The organism is Auritidibacter ignavus, from assembly GCF_029853775.1.
GTDB lineage: Bacteria > Actinomycetota > Actinomycetes > Actinomycetales > Micrococcaceae > Auritidibacter > Auritidibacter ignavus.
The window spans coordinates 252,047-268,684 of the sequence record NZ_CP122564.1 but is presented as its reverse complement, the minus strand read 5'-3'; the positions used below and the strand labels follow the sequence as shown (position 1 = coordinate 268,684).

The window sequence follows — 16,638 nt, the reverse complement described above, 5'->3', positions numbered from 1 at the left end:
GATATCAATCAGCATCTCAATGGAGGGATGAGTTGAGCGAGAGCTACCAGAGTGTCAAGAACTTTATCCGAGCTCAGATTCTCGAACCGGGACTTTCTGTGAACTCGCTGGAGAAAATCAATCCGGCACCGGACCAGATTGAAAATGAATTCATCTCATTGGGCTGGCGCTTCGAAGACATTCCGGGGGAAACCTCAAAGTTTCCCAAACGTCGCATTATGTCACCCAACGACCGCCTCAGGCTTCTGATGCGCAAATCGCTGGTGTACCGTCACCCCGAGAGTGTTAACGCCATCTGTCGCAGTAAAGATCTCACCCGACAGTATCTGGAGAATAACGGCGTTCAGGTCCCTCGCGGTCAAGCCTTCGATCATGACGAAATGCCTCGGGCCTGTGAGTTAATCCAGAGCGCACCTGGTCCCTTTGTGGTCAAACCCTCGGATGCCGCCGGCTCACATGGTGTGAGCCTTGGAGTTGAGACACTGGAGCAACTCGAAAAAGCCTGGAATGAGGCTCTAACCCACGCACGTGAAGGCTCAAAGATCCTCGTCGAAGAATTCGTTGCAGGTATGGATGTGCGCGCCTACGTGACCGGAGATACTGTGGTGGCCGCCGCGGCACGGCTTCAGCCGTTCGTGGTCGGCGACGGGAAGTCCAACCTCGTCGAGCTCATAAAGGCGTCTCGACAGCGCTTGAAGAACCACGCCTATTGGAAGAGAAACCCTGCCACGGCACGGTGGAAATTCCTCGAGGCTCGTGGCTATCGCAAGACTTCCGTCCCGGCCCGAGACGAGATTGTCATCATCAATCCGTATATCGTGCTTCGGTACGGGTCGAGCATCGTTGACATTACCGACATCATCCATCCAGGGATCAAGCAGATAGCTGTCAAAGCAGCACACAGCATTCCTGAGTTAGAGGTCGCCGGCATTGATCTCCTCGTGACAGACATCAACGACCCCACCACTGCCCGAGTACTCGAGGTCAACACCGCCCCGGGGCCCAGCATGCACAAGTTTGCGACTTACGGGAAGACTCGCGATGTCGAACTAGATGTCGTGGCCTACTTTCATTCCCAATTTCTGGACACCTTGGATCCCAAGGAACGGCGTCAATTCGAGTCAAAATTGGCACGCGACAAGCGCTATGCCTTGTTGAAGAAAAAGGTTAGGGGCGTGGTCTCGCGTCTGCGTCGCGGACGTGACTCGCATTCGAAGCGCGGTCGCTAGGCAGTGGACTTATCAACTGCTTCGGTCGCGTCTTAGCGACCGAATTGTTCGGAGAGCCCCTGGGCGACAGCATGGGGAACAAATTCGGAGATGTCTCCACCCAAACTGGCGATTTCCTTCACCAGCGTGGACGAGACATGCTGGTACCGGGCATCGGCAGGCAGGAACACAGTTTCTACCCCGGAAAGGTGGCGGTTAAAGGTCGCCATCGGAGTTTCGTATTCCACGTCCGTGGGATTACGAATGCCCTTGACCAGCGCATTCGCCCCTTGCTGGCGGCAGACCTCGGCGATCAGCCCGGTCTCCATCGGCACCACCGAGACACCGCTGAGTGATGAGACGGTTTGCTCAATCATGTCCAGACGTTGCTCGAGACTGAACAGGTACTTCTTCTGCGGGTTGGTGGATACCGCAATGACAACCTCGTCGAAGATGAAGGTTGCGCGCGCAATGATCTCGATATGGCCTTTATGGACTGGGTCAAAGGAGCCGGGGCATACTGCACGTTGCATATCTCGAACTTACTATGGATCTATGGACAACGCACAAGACCCAACAGTCATCCCGCAATCCAGCGTCACCGAATTTCCTCCCGGCCCATGGCAAGCCGTAGCTACCGGTGCCGGCTTACTCACCGACGGTGTACCGGCTCCCACGATCTTTGAGGAGATGACCACGGCCGCACGTGAGTATGAGGCGGTCAATCTGGGGCAAGGGTTCCCTGATCAAGACGGACCAGAGTTTATCCGCGCCCGTGCCGGGGAGATCATCGCCGCAGGTAGCGCCACCTACCCCGGGGCTAACCAGTACGCTGCCGGTACCGGGTTTGAGTCATTACGGCAAGCGCTAGCTAACTATTACCGTCGTAGCACCGAGGTGGAGTGGGATCCTGCCTCAAATATTCTGGTGACCACCGGGGCGACGGAAGCTCTGGCCGCTAGCATTCTGGCCTTCGTGAACCCCGGAGACGAAGTCATCACCTTTGAGCCCTCATATGACTCCTACGGCGCCATCATCGGTCTGGCGGGAGCCCGCGATGTTCCGGTTCCCCTGCACGCCCCCGATTTTCAGCCCAGCCCAGAGGCATTAGAACAGGCCATCACCGATGCGACACGGATGGTCATCCTCAATACGCCGCATAACCCGTCAGGTCGCTCAGTCGATGCCGCCACGCTGGCGCAGATCGTGGAGATCTGTGCCCGGCACAATGTGTGGTTGCTCTCCGATGAGGTCTACGAAACGCTGATGTACACCGGTGAACACCGCTCGGCTGCTATCTACGCCCACGGTGCCCAGGGATACTCCAAAATCATCACCGTGTCGTCTGCAGGAAAAATGCTCTCGTTGACCGGCTGGAAGGTCGGGTGGCTGTTGGCCGATGCACCGGTGGTCTCCGCTATTCGCGCGGTCAAACAGTTTCTGACGTATTCTTCGGGTCCGGCATACCAAATGGCCGTTGCGGAGGCCCTGGATGCTCCGGACCGACTGGATCCCTTCCTCGCATCCCAACGCGCCGAATTTGGTGCCCAACGCGACCGGTTGGTGACCGCGCTCCGCTCGGCTGGACTGGATCCGGTCGTACCGGATGCCGGCTATTTTGTGGTGGTCGATCTGGCTCCGCTGGGTGTCACCGATGCAGCCACCGCGGCTCGCGAGCTGGTCAAGGATCCGGGTATTGCTGGCATCCCGGTGTCGTCATTCTGTTCCACCGACAACGCGCTCAAGCGGTTCGGGTCTTGGATGCGGCTGGCCTTCTGCAAGTCTCCAACGGTGATGGACCAGGCGCTACAGCGGCTCGAACGCCTGCCTGATGGCCGGTGACGCGGCGATAGTCTGGTGGTCGATCGCTAGTCCCGGGGTACTTTTCGCACGTAGAACACCGCCGATTCTCCGTAGGTTCTGGTGTCGATGATCTCGGTGGCGGCCGGAAAGCGCGGGGGCTGCGAGCGCGCCGACCGTTCCAAGACCAGCAGTCCGTCGACCACCAGGGCCGGAAAGATCAGAGCCAGCACCTGATCGAGCTTCTCGCCTTCGATCGGGTACGGCGGGTCGGCTAGGGCCAGGTCAAAATCTCCGTGCGCGTTCTTCTCCCCCGCCAGCCGGGTGGCTAGCAAGGGCAAGAATTTTTCCACGGTGGCCTGACGCACCGTGATGACCTTCCGGGACCCACCCAAGGCCCGGTTGACGGCTTGGGCATTGTCTCGTGCCACGGCGACAGCCTGGCGGTGGTTGTCAACCGAGATGACCTGTTGGGCTCCCCGGGAGGCAGCTTCGGCACCCAAAGCACCTGAGCCAGCAAACAGGTCCAAGACCCGGGTGTTGTCCAACCAACCTTTGGTCTCCAACCAGGAGAACACCGCTTCTTTGGTCCGGGCGGCGCTGGGGCGGGTGTGGTCACCGGCCAGGGTTTTCAGACGCAACCCGCCGGCGGCCCCGGCGATAATTCGGTTCACAGGTGGCTCCTCCCCGGTGACGGTGGCTAGTTCTTGACCAGGTACGCCGATCCCTCGGCGTGCTCATCATCCCAGACGTCTACCGCGTGTGCCAAGGCCGGGTGGTGTTCCAGAGTGGGGTCACGCTCCAGGGTGGGGGCAATCCAGTTGTTAGCGGCCACGATCAAGTCCTCGTCACGGATCACCCGCAACACGCGCAGGCGAGAGGAGTAGCCGTGTTGGCTTGCTCCAAGGACATCGCCTTCGCCACGTTGTTCGACATCGGCCCGGGCGATCTCGAAACCGTCTTGGGTTTCGGCCAGCACCGCGAGCCGATCCAGGGAGGGATGGTGATCCGGCAATCGGGTTGCCAAAAAACACCGGGCGGCAGCGCGACCACGTCCCACCCGTCCGCGGAGTTGGTGCAGGGTGGAGAGTCCGAAGGACTCGGCATCAAGGATGGCCATGACCGTGGCGTTGGGAATGTCAACCCCGACTTCAATCACGGTAGTCGAGACCAGCACGTCAATCTCCCCGGCGACCAGCTGTTGCATCACCGCTCGCTGGGTGTCGGCGTCCTGTCGGCCGTGCACCATACCGAAGCGCACCTGCTGGCGGTCAAAGACCGAGACCTGCGGAAGCTTGTGCACCATCTCGGTCACACTGGCCGCATGTGCGGGGTCGGCCAGTTCCGTACTGGCTGGTTGCTCGGCGGGGTCCGGCGGATCGATTTTGGGGCAGACGATAAAGGCTTGATGTCCGGCAGCGACCTCTTCGGCGATAATTTCCCAGACTCTGCCAATAATCTGAGGGCCGTGGGCCATCCGTGCCACATGAGTTTCAACCGGTTGCCGGCCCGAGGGTAATCCGTGGAGCAACGTGATGTTCAGATCACCGAAGACGGTCATCGCCACCGAGCGTGGGATGGGCGTGGCGGTCATGACCAGCATGTGGGCCCCGGGGTGGTCTTCACGCAACGTCTCGCGCTGGTCTACTCCGAAGCGGTGTTGCTCATCGATGACAATCAGTCCCAGCTCAGCAAAGGAGACCTGGTCAGAAAACAGTGCGTGGGTGCCAATCACGATGCCGGCTTGGCCGGAGGCGATCTTGAGCAACGCCTGTTTTGTCTGCGCGGTCGTCATCGACCCGGTCAACAGGACAACTTCGGTAGCTGGGCCGGTGTAGGAGCTCAATTGCCCGGCGGTGGCCAGCGGGCCCAGCGTCGTCGTGATGGATTGATAGTGCTGGGTGGCCAACACCTCGGTTGGGGCCACTAGCACGGCTTGGGCTCCCGAGTCCACCACCTGGGCCATGGCCCGCAGAGCCACCAGGGTTTTCCCCGAGCCGACTTCGCCTTGGAGCAGACGCGACATGGCGGTGGTGGAGTTCAGCTCGGCGGCTAGCTGGTCGCCGGCTTCGCGCTGTCCGGCAGTGAGGCTAAACGGCAGGTGCTCATCCAATGCGGTCCGGATTCCGTGCTTACGCACCGGGTAGGCGGTTGCCGTCCGGTCGGTGCCGTATGCGGTCCGACGTTGGGCCAGCAGGGTTTGGAGGATGACCGCTTCTTGGAGCGCAAACCGGCGACGGGCGCGGTGAGCCTCGTCGATGGTCTCGGGCCGATGAATCATGGTGTACGCCTCCCCCAGGTGGGGCAGGTTGCCTTGGGTCACCAGCAACTCGGCGGGAACAGGATCTTCGATGACATCCCAATTGATGGCGTCCAACACCATCTCGATGCAGGTGCGAATCGTCCAGGTCGGTAGCTTGGCCGTGGCGGGATAGACCGGCACCGGGGCTAAATCGGCGGCGGTGAGGGTCGCGTTGGCGGTGTCCACATCCTCGTAGCCGGTCGACAGGATTGAGAATTCCGGGTTATTCAGGGTCAGCTGGTGGCGGTACAGGCTGGTTTTGCCGTGGAAGATAGCGTGCGCTCCAGCGCTGAGGCGTTTCAGCGCGTCCCAGCCATTGAAAAATGCCATCGACATCATCGAATCATCGGCTTGGTCGGTGACCACCACCTCGACAATGAAGCCTTTGCGCGAGCGCATCTGGCGTTTGGTCACCGACAGGACTTTGGCCACGACGGTGACGTGTTCCCCGACCGGCAACGAGGAAATGGGGGTCAGTTCACCACGTTCGATCCAGCGGCGCGGAAAGTAATCCAGCAGGGCCCCGGTGGTGGTAATGTTCAGTTCGGTCGCGATCCGGCCGGCGGTCTGGGGGCCCAGCAGTCGATCCAGTCCCAGGTGGAGCGGGTGGTTAATGCTGGTGGTCGTCATGGGTGTGACAGTGTTCGTCGTCGATCTCGTGCAGTGCGGTGATGGTGAGGTTTTCGGGCTCTCCCACTCTCCGGATGAGGTCCAGGGCCTGTTCCGATTCTGGGACGTGGACGTGTAGCCGCCAGCGCACGGTGCCGGCTTGGTCTTCGGACATGGTCATCGGCGACATGATCACCGAGTCGCCGATCTCATCCAGACCAAAGCGCAAGGTCGCTGCATCCAGGGGGGTTAGCTCCAGCGAGCACATCACTTCGAAGCCTTCCTCGACGTCCATGTCTTGGTGCACGTGTGGGTATTGCGGGTGGAAACCATTGAGCGAGTCTAAGATATCGGGGTCGAGGCGCTGGCCTCGCACGGAGGCGCGTAACGCGTCCAGGACCAGTAGCAGTCCCATTCCTCCGGCATCTACCACGTGAGCTTTGGTGAGTTCATGGAGCTGGTGCTCGGTCTCCACGGCCGATCGCCAGGCTGCCTCAACCACGCTGTTGACCACGACTTCCAGGGTTTTGCGAGAATGCCGGCGGTCCTCTTCGGCATAGTTCAGTTCCTGCAGACCGGTCTGTGCGGCCTGGGTGGCGGCCTCGAGGACCGAGAGCATGGTGCCTTCTTGAGGGTCTGATAACGCGGCCCACGCAGCGGTGCGGGCTCGTTGGAGGCCGGCAAGGAATAACGGTGCGCTCAGTCGGCTGGCACCGTCCAGAGGTGGGGCCATCGCATTGATAATCACCGCAATCAGCGTGCCAGAATTGCCGTGGGCATGATCCAAGGCGGCCCGTCCGGCCACGCCCAGGCAGTCACCGACGGTCATGGTGGCTTGCTGGTCGTCGCTGAGGCTTTCCACATGGGCCATCAACGCTACCCGGGAGGCGGAGATGGTGGCATACATATTGGAGCCGGTATCCCCATCGGCGACGGGAAAAATATTAATGGCGTTCAGCCGATCACTGGCGTTACCCAGGGCTGATTCAGAGAGTTTGAGCCAGCGCAATACGTCACGGATGGCATGAGACGTCGTCTGCACCTGCGTGGTGAAACTCTCTGTGCTCATGCCCTGATTCCGTTCGTGGTGACAACATCGCTCAGCGCTGGTCATCGGCCCGGTCTTTCTCCGGCGATTCCATGCGTCTTTACCCTATCGATTCATGGGCCTAATTGCTATGCGAACACTCAATATTGGCTGGAATGGTCCACTCGTGGCATACGCTGGAGATTATGTTTGGTCATGATCATCACCTGCGACATCGCGTTGCGATGTGGGGCTTGCTCGCCGGTGCGCTGAGCGTTGTTGCTACCGGGTGCAGTGCCACGGTGGCCGGTATTGAGGTGGCCGAGGATGCCACCAACCCGGAATGCGCTGAAGCCATGGTGGCGCTGCCCGATGAAGTTGCCGGCCAGGAACGTCGTCGGACTGACTCCCAATCAACTGCCGCCTGGGGAGACCCCGCCACTGTGATCTTTCGGTGTGGTGTGCCGGTCCCCGGCCCCACCACCGAACATTGTGTGGAAGCCAACGGCGTCGATTGGATTACCCAAGAAGAAGACCAAGCCTGGCGTCTGACCACCTACGGGCGGGACCCGGCCATGGAGGTAGTCTTCACCGCCGATGCGGTGGCCTCCTCCTCGGTCATGGTGGACCTGGCCGATGCGGTCTCACGCGTTGAGTCCTTCGGGCAATGCACCACCTCGGATGTGGAGACCGTGGAACCAATACCCGAGACCAGCCCGCTGGAACAGCAGTAACCAGTAGCGGCCACCAGTGCCGACGGTGTTCGTCCCCTTCCTGCCTAGCCCTGCGCCGTCAGTGACCGCGGCGTCCAAGGTTCAGGCCGTGGGTGATCAGGTGCTCGATCAGGCTGGAGTAGTTCACTCCCGAGTGTTCCCACATTTGCGGATACATCGAGATGGGAGTGAAACCGGGCATGGTGTTGATCTCGTTGATCACAAAGTGCCCGTCGTGGGTGTAGAAGAAATCCACCCGGGAGAGCCCGCGGGCATCGACGGCATCAAAACCGCGCACCGCAAGCTGACGGATCTCGCGGATAGCCTCATCGCTGAGGTCGGCCGGACACTGCAGTTGCGCGGCGGATTGGTCTTGGTATTTGGCGGAGAAATCATAAAACGGCAGGTGTTCGTCATCGCCCACCACTGAGATTTCGCCGGGATAGGAGGCAATTGATCCTTTGTCTGGCCCCAGATCCAGCACCGCGCATTCGATTTCGCGACCGTCGATGCCAACCTCGACCAGTACCTTGGTGTCAAAGGTGCGAGCCTGTTGGATTGCTGGTTCCAGCTGCTCGGGTGCATCCACGCGGGAAATCCCCAGCGAGGAACCACCGCGGGCGGGTTTGACGAATACCGGTAGCGGGAGCCGACCCACTCGTTGTAGCACCGCCTCACGCTCGGTCTGCCATTGGCGTTCGGTGATAGTGACCCAGTCACCGACGTCCAACCCGGCATGAACGAAGGCAATCTTCATGAAGTGCTTATCCATACCCACCGCCGAAGACAACACGCCGGTACCGACATAGGGCACCCCGACAGTCTCACAGTAGCCCTGCAGGCTACCGTCCTCTCCCCCGGGTCCGTGCAACAGCGGGAAGACAATATCGACGTGTTCCAGCACCTCGCCGTCGTCGTTGCGCAAGGTAACCGGATCCCCGGCCACCAGGTGCACCGGCTGATCGGGTTCGGGCACCCGAGGCAACCGGGAGCCCAGGGCCGATTGGCCGGCAGAGGTCTCATCGCTGTCGTCGTTGACTAATGTCCCCACACTCCAGGGGGCACCGTGCTGGTGGGCGGTCCCTAGTCGATTCCAGTAGCCCTGGGAGGTGATCCCGACCGGGATGGGGCGGAACTTCTGCGGATCCATAGCATTGAGCACCCCGACTGCAGAAACGATGGAGACCGGATGTTCTGGTGAAATACCACCAAAGAGCACCAGCACGTTGAGGGGTTGTTCCCCGGTGGAATACTGTGCGGTGTCGACAGGCAGTGGTGTGCTCATAACCGCGCCTCCGGTTTCAAATCTCGTCCCAGCAGTAATGTTGAAATATCGGAAATGCTGATCTGGCCGTTGACCACAGCGTTCATCGCCTCAGAAATCGGCATTTCCACCCCGGCTGAGTGGGCCAGGGCCACCACCGCAGACACGGATTTCACCGATTCGGCGGTTTGCTCCATCCGGTCGATGACTTCTTGGGTCGACAGCCCTTGCCCGTAGAGTCGTCCGGCGGTGCGGTTGCGGGACAACGGTGAGGCACAGGTGGCCACCAGGTCACCGAGCCCGGCCAGTCCGGCCAGGGTATCGGGGTTGCCCCCTACGGCAGTGGCCAGGCGGGTGGTTTCGGTCAGTCCGCGCGTAATAATGGATGCTTTGGAGTTATCTCCCAGCCCCTGGCCATCGCAGAGCCCCACCGCCAGGGCGATAATATTTTTGACCACGCCACCAATTTCGACACCGGTGACGTCAGTATTGCGATAGGGCCGGAAGTATTTGGAATTACACAACGCCACCACCCAGTCGGCGACCGATTCTTCACGACAGGCCACCACGGTGGCGGTGGGTTCTTCATGGGCGATTTCCATAGCCAGGTTCGGGCCGGAGACCACGACAAAGCGTTCGGGTCCAAGCTGTAGTTCGGACTGACACAGTTCCCACATCGACGATTGGCTATCCCGTTCCAGGCCCTTGACCAAAGAGACGATCACGGTCTCGGACCCGATGTTCTCGGTGAGGTCAGAAAGCACACCGCGCACCTGCTGCGCCGGAACAGCTAGGACCACCAGGTCGGCGGTCCTGACTGCCTCGACGGCGTCGGTGGTGGCGGTAATGGATGCAGGAAGCACAATATCGGAGAGGTATTGGCTATTGCGGTGGGAGAGGTTGATATCGTCGGCGACTTCCTGACGACGCGCCCAGAGCCGGACGGTAACCTCTTCACCCCGCTCTTCGGCAGCATCGGCGAGAACTTTCGCAAAGGTTGTCCCCCACGAGCCTGAGCCCAAAATGGCAACCGTGACTGCCTGGGTGGACCGAAGGGGGTGCAAACGTGCGGTATCAGCCGTCATCGGTTCGCCTTTCTGAGTGCTGCGGTGCCGGTCCGTTCCTGGGGCGCGGTGCTCGCGCGTGCTTGAGCGCCTGATCCGGACCTTCATAGCGTTGCCTGGAGGGGTTCCACAGCTGGTTTGTCGGCGGGTTCTTCCCGCGAAGTGGCGCGACCAGGTCGGTCACGGCCGTCATCATCCGCCAGGTGGTGTCATGCAACACAGTGCTATTCAGTGTCGTATCGCGCAGGTCGGAGAGGTCCAGGGGTTTTCCGACGTTGATCTGGTGGATGGTGCGCGGCCACATTTTCGGCTTGGTGGCCCGTTTCGGCAACATCCTGTGCAGTCCCCATTGACCCACCGGCACCACCGGAGCACCGGTCTTCAACGCCAAACGTGCCACCCCGGTTTTGCCCTGCATCGGCCAATAATCCGGGTCCGTGGTAATCGTCCCCTCGGGATAGATGATCACCACGCCCCCTTCGCCAATGACTTCGGACGCCACCCGCAGAGATTCTTGCCCGCGACCACCGCGGTCGACCGGAATCTGTTTCAACCCATTCAGCGCAGTTTTCAGCCCAGGGATCCCAAACAGTTCTTTCTTGGCCATGAAGTGCGGTAGCTTGCCGTGGTTATACAGCATGTGCCCCAGGGCCACCGGGTCAATCTGCGAGATATGGTTGGCGACGACAATACAGCCACCATCCGGAAGGTTATCGGTCCCGGTCCATTTCTTGCCGTAGGCCATATTCACCAGCGGGCGCACGATATTGGCGGCCACGGCGAACTGTAGCCGCTCTGCAAACGGTTCACTCACGCTGAGACTCGGTCTTCCGTGCTCGACAACTCAACATCGGCGCCGAGACCATCCAACTTGGTCATGAATTTCTCATAACCGCGGTTGATGATTTCTAGCCCGGTGGCCTGCGAGGTGCCCTGGGCTGCGAGGGCGGCGAGCAGGTGAGAGAATCCGCCACGGAGATCTGGAATATCGAACTTCGCACCGTGCAACTGGGTGGGGCCCGAGATCACCGCAGAGTGTAAGAAGTTGCGTTGCCCGAAACGGCAGGGCACTGAACCCAAGCACTCTCGGTGCAACTGAATCGAGGCGCCCATCCGCACCAGCGCGTCAGTGAATCCGAAACGGTTTTCGTAGACGGTCTCGTGCACAATGGACACGCCGGAGGCTTGGGTCAGGGCCACGACCAAAGGTTGTTGCCAGTCGGTCATAAACCCTGGGTGCACATCGGTTTCCAGCACCAACGGCTTGAGATCTCCGCCGTTGCGCCAAAACCGAATGCCGGTGTCGCTGACCTCAAATTCACCTCCGATTTTGCGGTAGACGTTCAAGAACGCGGTCAAATCGCGTTGCATGGCGCCTTCGACGAAAATGTCGCCGGTGGTCACCAGGGCAGCCGAGGCCCAGGAAGCGGCCTCATTGCGGTCATAGATGGCAAAGTGGTTATAACCGCCCAGTTCCGAAACCCCTTCAATCCGGATGGTGCGGTCGGTTTGGACGGTAATAATCGCGCCCATCTTCTGTAGGACGTGAATCAGATCGTGAATCTCTGGTTCCACGGCAGCGCCCTTGAGCTCGGTGATCCCTTCAGCTTTCACCGCGGTGAGCAATACCTGCTCGGTGGCTCCGACTGAGGGGTACGGCAGTTCCAGCTTGGCGCCTTTGAGGCCTTTGGGGGCCCGGATATGAATACCCGAGGGTAATTTATCCACCACGGCGCCGAAACTCCGTAGCACGGTGAGATGAAAGTCAATGGGACGATCACCGATCTGGCACCCGCCCAGATCCGGGATAAAGGCTTCACCGACCGAGTGCATCAAGGGGCCGCAGAATAGGATCGGAATCCGGGAATCACCGGCGAACGCATCGATCTCCGAATTGGCTGCGGTGGTGGTATCAGAGGGGTTGAGGTAGACTTCGCCGGACTCTTTATTCCACTCCACGACAACACCATGGAGCTTCAACAGCCCGATCACGATCTCGACGTCCTTAATTTCCGGGACGTTGCGGATAATGGATGGTTTAGACCCCAACAGTGCAGCGACCATGGCTTTGGGCACCAGGTTCTTTGCACCGCGTACCGAAACTGTTCCTGTCAGGGGCTTGCCCCCATTGATTGTTAGTAGCTTCGACATCTACGTCTAAATCCTCCAAGATCCCACCGCTGCGGCCACCTGTCATCGTGACGGCGGGACGTCACCATGGCTTGTATGGGAAAAACTGTTATGTGGTCCGAAAACTAGTCTAAGTGATCATGACCGAAACGATGAGCGCTTCGCCGGGAGCGTGGTGGGTTTAAACCCGGGGCGACGTTTTTCAAAATCGGCGATAGCCTTTTCGTGGCGCAGAGTAATGCCAATGTCGTCCAGCCCCTCCATGAGCCTCCACCGCGTGTAGTCGTCTATGTCGAAGTGTGTCGTTAGCCCCCCGCAAGAGACCACCCGGTGTGCCAAATCCACGCTGACGGCAGTGCCCGGATGATTCTCCAGCTCTTTCCAGATCAACTCAACATCACTGTGGTTCACAACACCAGCCACCAGACCTTGTTTGCCGGCGTTGGAGCGGAAAATATCGCCGAAACGCGCCGAGAGGATCACTTTAAATCCGTAGTCCCGCAGTGCCCAGACGGCGTGCTCGCGGGAGGAACCGGTCCCGAAATCCGGTCCGGCCACCAGCACACTGCCGTGGCTGTAGGCAGGCTGGTTGAGTACGAAGTCCTCGTCCTGGCGCCACCGTTCAAACAGCGCGTCGTCGAAACCGGTCTTACTGATTCGTTTCAGATACATGGCCGGCAGGATTTGATCGGTATCGACGTTGGAGGCCTTCAGCGGCACGCCGACCCCGGTGTGGGTCACAAACTTTTCCATGAGCTGTCCTCTCTGTTCCCGCTATTCAGCCGCGGTCTCGCCGGCCGGTGTGGTAGCCATCACGGGCGGGGCCAGTCCTAAATCTGCCGGTGATGACAAGGTGCCACGCACTGCGGTGGCAGCGGCCACCACCGGAGACACCAGGTGCGTGCGTCCGCCCCGACCTTGTCTCCCCTCAAAGTTGCGATTCGAGGTTGAAGCGCAACGTTCTCCGGGGGCAAGCTGGTCAGGGTTCATCCCCAAACACATCGAGCATCCAGCAAATCGCCATTCGGCTCCGAAATCTCGGAAGATCTGGTCCAATCCTTCGGCTTCGGCTTGCAGGCGGACCTGCATCGAGCCGGGTACCACCAGCATCGTGACGTTCTCGGCTTTGCGCTGTCCCTGGATGATCTGGGCCGCTGCACGCAAATCTTCAATTCGGGCATTGGTGCAGGACCCGAGGAACACGGTGTCAACGGCGATGTCCTTCATCTTCGTGCCCGGGGTGAGGTCCATGTATTCCAAGGCCCGAACCGCCGAGTCATGCTCGACCGGGTCATCAAAGGAGTCGGGATCGGGCACCTCAGCGTTCAATGGCACGCCCTGTCCCGGATTGGTCCCCCACGTCACGAAGGGCTCGAGTTCATGGGCGTCAATGAAGACCTCCCGATCGAAGACGGCCCCCTCATCGGTGTGCAATGTCTGCCAATAGGCCATCGCCTCATCCCACTGGTGCCCCTGCGGAGCGTGTGGACGACCCTTGAGATACCTGAAAGTGGTCTCATCGGGGGCGATCATCCCGGCTCGGGCTCCGGCCTCGATGGACATGTTGCAGATGGTCATCCGGGCTTCCATGGATAGCGACCGAATGGCCGATCCGCGGTATTCCAGCACATACCCGGCTCCCCCTCCGGTGCCGATCTTGGCGATGACCGCCAGAATAATGTCTTTGGAGGACACCCCGGGCCGCAAGGTGCCTTCAACATTGATGGCCATGGTTTTAAATGGTTGCATTGACAGGGTCTGGGTGGCCATGACGTGTTCGACCTCCGAGGTGCCGATACCAAAAGCCAGCGCCCCCATCGCACCGTGGGTCGAGGTGTGGGAGTCACCACACACCACCGTCATACCCGGCTGGGTCAAGCCCAGCTGGGGTCCCACCACGTGAACAATGCCTTGGTCGTCATCCCCCAGCGAGTGCAAACGGATGCCGAAATCCTGCACATTATCACGCAGGGTACTGACCTGAAGCCGGGAGGTGGGCTCCTGGATCATGGCGTTGATATCCCGGGTGGGCACATTGTGATCTTCGGTGCCAATAGTCAGATCGGGCCGGCGCACCGCGCGGTTGGCCATGCGCAACCCTTCGAAGGCCTGTGGGGAGGTGACCTCATGAATCATGTGGAGGTCGATATAAAGCAGGTCCGGGGTCTGCACATCGCCCTGCGTTTCGCCGGGCACGACCACATGGTCCTGCCAGACCTTCTCCGCTAACGTCCGAGGCGCGTTCTCGGTCATGGTTCCCTGCTCCTTGATGCTCGAGGTGAATCGCGACTGGCGATGACCACCGATAACTTGCCCTCAGACTGGCACCACCGGCGAGAAATTCCAACCTCTCCACGTTCCCATCTCATTTATTGAGATACACACCGAGGTGCCCGTAGAATCTGTCGTGATGAGCGATAAATCTGAGATCCCCCCGTCGGGAGTTGGCGTCATCGACAAAGCGATGACGATCATGGCAGCTTTGGAATCTGGCCCGGCTGACCTGACCACGCTGGTCGCTGCCACCGGTATTCCCCGCCCGACATTGCACCGCATTGCTGCCGCGCTGATCCATCATCGCCTGCTCACCAAGGACGAGCGTTCTCGCTATGTGCTGGGCCACCGGATTGGCGAGTTAGCAGCAGCAATGGGTGGCGATGATCCTCTGGCTGTGGTTGCGCCCGACACACTGCGCTGGTTGGCCGAGATGACCGGAGAATCCACGCAGGTGTACCGGCGTCAAGGAGACTTACGGTTGTGCGTGGCCACGGCCGAGCGCCCTGTCGGGTTCCGGGACACCATTCCGATCGGTTCCCGTTTCTCCATGAAGGCCGGCTCGGCAGCTCAGGTGTTTTTAGCCTGGGAAGACCACGATGAAATGGTTTCCGGTCTGGATGGCGCTGTTTTTTCAGCGAGCACCTTGGCTCAAGTGCGCCGCCAGGGGTGGGCCCAAACCGTGGCAGAACGCGAAGACGGCCTCGGTTCGGTGTCGGCTCCGATTCGGGCGGCCAATGGCAAGGTGGTGGCTGCTGTGTCAATGTCTGGACCGGTCGATCGCATCACTCGCCATCCGGGGAAATTACACGCCACCTCGGTAGTGGCCGCCGCTCACCGAATCTCTGACCTCTACCAGAATTATTCTGCCTAGCTGGTCCGGAAATGATCCCAGCCGGGACCCTGGTCCTGTTCCGCTGCCGCCCAGCTCTCGCCGTCGACGGTGGTGGCCGGGCTCAGGGTGCCGATGACTTCGAAGCCGTCGGGAATCGGGTCGTACTCACCGATCACGGCCAGCAACCCGTAGTCTTCTCCCCCACCGTGGACCCACTGCTCGGCCGTCGCGGTCTCACCGGTCAGGGCTTGTGCCAACGGCGCCAGCTCGGTGGCTCGGTGACGCACCCATGTCGGGTCAACGCGTACCCTCGCCCGGTTGGCTTTCGCCAAACGGTGCGCATCGCGACCGATCCCGTCGGAGACATCCATCATCGCTACCACCTGCCGGGCCACGGCCGGTCCCACGGCCAGCTCCGGACGGGGCCGGAGTTGGGCCCGCACTGCCCGGGCGGCATCACGAGACAGTGCCCGTGGGAGCTCGGTGGTGGACTCCAAGACCTCCAGCCCAGCAGCTGCCCAGCCGGGGTGGCCACGATGAATCAGCCGGTAGGAACTGGCTACTGTGGGGTTAGCGCGAATGGACCGTTGTGTCACGGCCTCGGTGGCCAGCACCCCAAGGGCGGTGAGCGAGGCTGAAATTTCGGCGCCTGCGGTCAAATCTCCCCCGGCGACTTTGACTCCCGGCACCCCCAAATAATGCAGGCTGGCCATCACTCCGGTGGCAAACTGCTCCACCCATTGGACCCGAAGCCATCCGGGCAGTGCCAGGGAAATAACCAGGTGGGTGGGGATTGCTCCCATGGCGTTGAGATCAGAAAGATTCTGGGCGACCAGTTTCCAACCGGTGGAGTATCCGTTGTCCTCGACCCCACGGGGCCACGATAGTCGGAAACTGCGGTCCTGGTTCATGGTGTCAGCGCAGACCACCATCCGGGCTGGGCCCGCGCCTGGTGCCGTGTGGTGACCAAGGTGAATCACGGCCGCGTCATCGCCGGGGCCGACCTCGTCCTCGGCCCAGCTGGTAAAGAATCGAGCGTGAAGAATGTCGAGAATGCCATCTTCACCGATATCTGCTATGGTCATCGTGGCCTTTCGCGCGTCAGCCGGTCATCGGTCGAGCTGCACATGGCGAGAACGAAAAAACCTCCGGTGGTGCCACCGGAGGTTCCTCGACTGTGACCCCAGCGGGATTCGAACCCGCGTTACCGCCGTGAGAGGGCGGCGTACTAGGCCGCTATACGATGGGGCCAAAACCCGTCGAGACGGGTTCAGCTGGGGTACCAGGACTCGAACCTAGAATGACGGTACCAGAAACCGTTGTGTTGCCAATTACACCATACCCCACTATTGAGTTGTGTTGCCGGCATCTCTGCCGAACACGAGTAGTCACTCTACCCGATGATTTTCCCA

General features: G+C 60.4%; 15 protein-coding genes and 2 tRNA genes. 4 read left to right on the top strand and 13 right to left on the bottom strand.

The annotated features are described in order from the left end of the window. The first annotated feature begins 32 nt into the window (after positions 1-32). Positions 33-1,229, top strand: coding sequence for a hypothetical protein (locus tag QDX22_RS01165; protein WP_110100337.1), 1,197 nt, complete (start codon positions 33-35; stop codon positions 1,227-1,229). Between the two features lie 32 nt (positions 1,230-1,261). On the opposite strand, the gene coaD is transcribed toward QDX22_RS01165, so the two are convergent. After that, positions 1,262-1,741 (bottom strand): pantetheine-phosphate adenylyltransferase, encoded by a 480-nt coding sequence (coaD, locus tag QDX22_RS01160; RefSeq protein WP_110100336.1) that lies wholly within the window; start codon positions 1,739-1,741, stop codon positions 1,262-1,264. Positions 1,742-1,763: 22 nt separating this feature from the next. Here coaD and QDX22_RS01155 point away from each other — a divergent pair, with 22 nt between their 5' ends. Continuing rightward, positions 1,764-3,050, top strand: coding sequence for an aminotransferase class I/II-fold pyridoxal phosphate-dependent enzyme (locus QDX22_RS01155; protein ID WP_110100335.1), 1,287 nt, complete (start codon positions 1,764-1,766; stop codon positions 3,048-3,050). Positions 3,051-3,076: 26 nt separating this feature from the next. Here QDX22_RS01155 and QDX22_RS01150 read toward each other — a convergent pair whose 3' ends face one another. The 3 genes from QDX22_RS01150 to QDX22_RS01140 are packed head-to-tail and all read right to left on the bottom strand — an operon-like array spanning position 3,077 to position 6,988. Next, positions 3,077-3,682, bottom strand: a complete 606-nt coding sequence (locus tag QDX22_RS01150) for an RsmD family RNA methyltransferase (protein WP_110100334.1) — start codon at positions 3,680-3,682, stop codon at positions 3,077-3,079. 26 nt (positions 3,683-3,708) lie between these two features. Then, positions 3,709-5,940, bottom strand: coding sequence for an ATP-dependent DNA helicase RecG (locus QDX22_RS01145; RefSeq protein ID WP_208392077.1), 2,232 nt, complete (start codon positions 5,938-5,940; stop codon positions 3,709-3,711). After that, a complete protein-coding gene (locus QDX22_RS01140) occupies positions 5,921-6,988 on the bottom strand; it encodes a DAK2 domain-containing protein (RefSeq protein WP_110099455.1) in 1,068 nt (355 codons plus the stop codon). Before QDX22_RS01140 ends, QDX22_RS01145 begins: the two co-directional genes overlap by 20 nt. Positions 6,989-7,152: 164 nt before the next feature. Between QDX22_RS01140 and QDX22_RS01135 the strand changes: the two genes are divergently transcribed. Next, positions 7,153-7,680, top strand: coding sequence for a DUF3515 domain-containing protein (locus tag QDX22_RS01135; protein ID WP_233242773.1), 528 nt, complete (start codon positions 7,153-7,155; stop codon positions 7,678-7,680). A gap of 58 nt (positions 7,681-7,738) precedes the next feature. Here QDX22_RS01135 and QDX22_RS01130 read toward each other — a convergent pair whose 3' ends face one another. The 6 genes from QDX22_RS01130 to leuC all read right to left on the bottom strand — a co-directional run bounded on the left by QDX22_RS01130 (position 7,739) and on the right by leuC (position 14,370). Next, positions 7,739-8,944: a D-alanine--D-alanine ligase family protein gene (locus QDX22_RS01130; protein ID WP_110100333.1), complete on the bottom strand. Its 1,206-nt coding sequence runs from the start codon at positions 8,942-8,944 to the stop codon at positions 7,739-7,741. Next, a complete protein-coding gene (locus QDX22_RS01125) occupies positions 8,941-10,008 on the bottom strand; it encodes an NAD(P)H-dependent glycerol-3-phosphate dehydrogenase (protein ID WP_110100332.1) in 1,068 nt (355 codons plus the stop codon). Before QDX22_RS01125 ends, QDX22_RS01130 begins: the two co-directional genes overlap by 4 nt. Then, positions 9,998-10,801, bottom strand: a complete 804-nt coding sequence (locus QDX22_RS01120) for a lysophospholipid acyltransferase family protein (RefSeq protein ID WP_233242774.1) — start codon at positions 10,799-10,801, stop codon at positions 9,998-10,000. The genes QDX22_RS01125 and QDX22_RS01120 overlap by 11 nt, the downstream gene beginning before the upstream one ends. Then, complete coding sequence (gene murA, locus QDX22_RS01115; RefSeq protein WP_110100331.1) at positions 10,798-12,138, bottom strand: UDP-N-acetylglucosamine 1-carboxyvinyltransferase; 1,341 nt, start codon at positions 12,136-12,138, stop codon at positions 10,798-10,800. Before murA ends, QDX22_RS01120 begins: the two co-directional genes overlap by 4 nt. Positions 12,139-12,255: 117 nt before the next feature. Further along, positions 12,256-12,870, bottom strand: a complete 615-nt coding sequence (leuD, locus tag QDX22_RS01110; RefSeq protein ID WP_110100330.1) for a 3-isopropylmalate dehydratase small subunit — start codon at positions 12,868-12,870, stop codon at positions 12,256-12,258. 21 nt (positions 12,871-12,891) lie between these two features. Continuing rightward, the gene (leuC, locus tag QDX22_RS01105; protein WP_110100329.1) at positions 12,892-14,370 is read right to left on the bottom strand and encodes a 3-isopropylmalate dehydratase large subunit; all 1,479 of its coding nucleotides are present in this window, start codon (positions 14,368-14,370) and stop codon (positions 12,892-12,894) included. Positions 14,371-14,527: 157 nt separating this feature from the next. Between leuC and QDX22_RS01100 the strand changes: the two genes are divergently transcribed. Further along, positions 14,528-15,265, top strand: a complete 738-nt coding sequence (locus QDX22_RS01100) for an IclR family transcriptional regulator (RefSeq protein ID WP_110100328.1) — start codon at positions 14,528-14,530, stop codon at positions 15,263-15,265. Here QDX22_RS01100 and QDX22_RS01095 read toward each other — a convergent pair. From QDX22_RS01095 to QDX22_RS01085, 3 genes are all read right to left on the bottom strand, one after another. Further along, complete coding sequence (locus QDX22_RS01095) at positions 15,262-16,311, bottom strand: thiamine-phosphate kinase (RefSeq protein ID WP_110100327.1); 1,050 nt, start codon at positions 16,309-16,311, stop codon at positions 15,262-15,264. The genes QDX22_RS01100 and QDX22_RS01095 overlap by 4 nt on opposite strands. Positions 16,312-16,404: 93 nt before the next feature. Beyond that, positions 16,405-16,477 (bottom strand) — tRNA-Glu (locus QDX22_RS01090). Positions 16,478-16,500: 23 nt separating this feature from the next. Beyond that, a tRNA-Gln gene (locus QDX22_RS01085) sits at positions 16,501-16,572 on the bottom strand. Between the last annotated feature and the right edge of the window lie 66 nt (positions 16,573-16,638).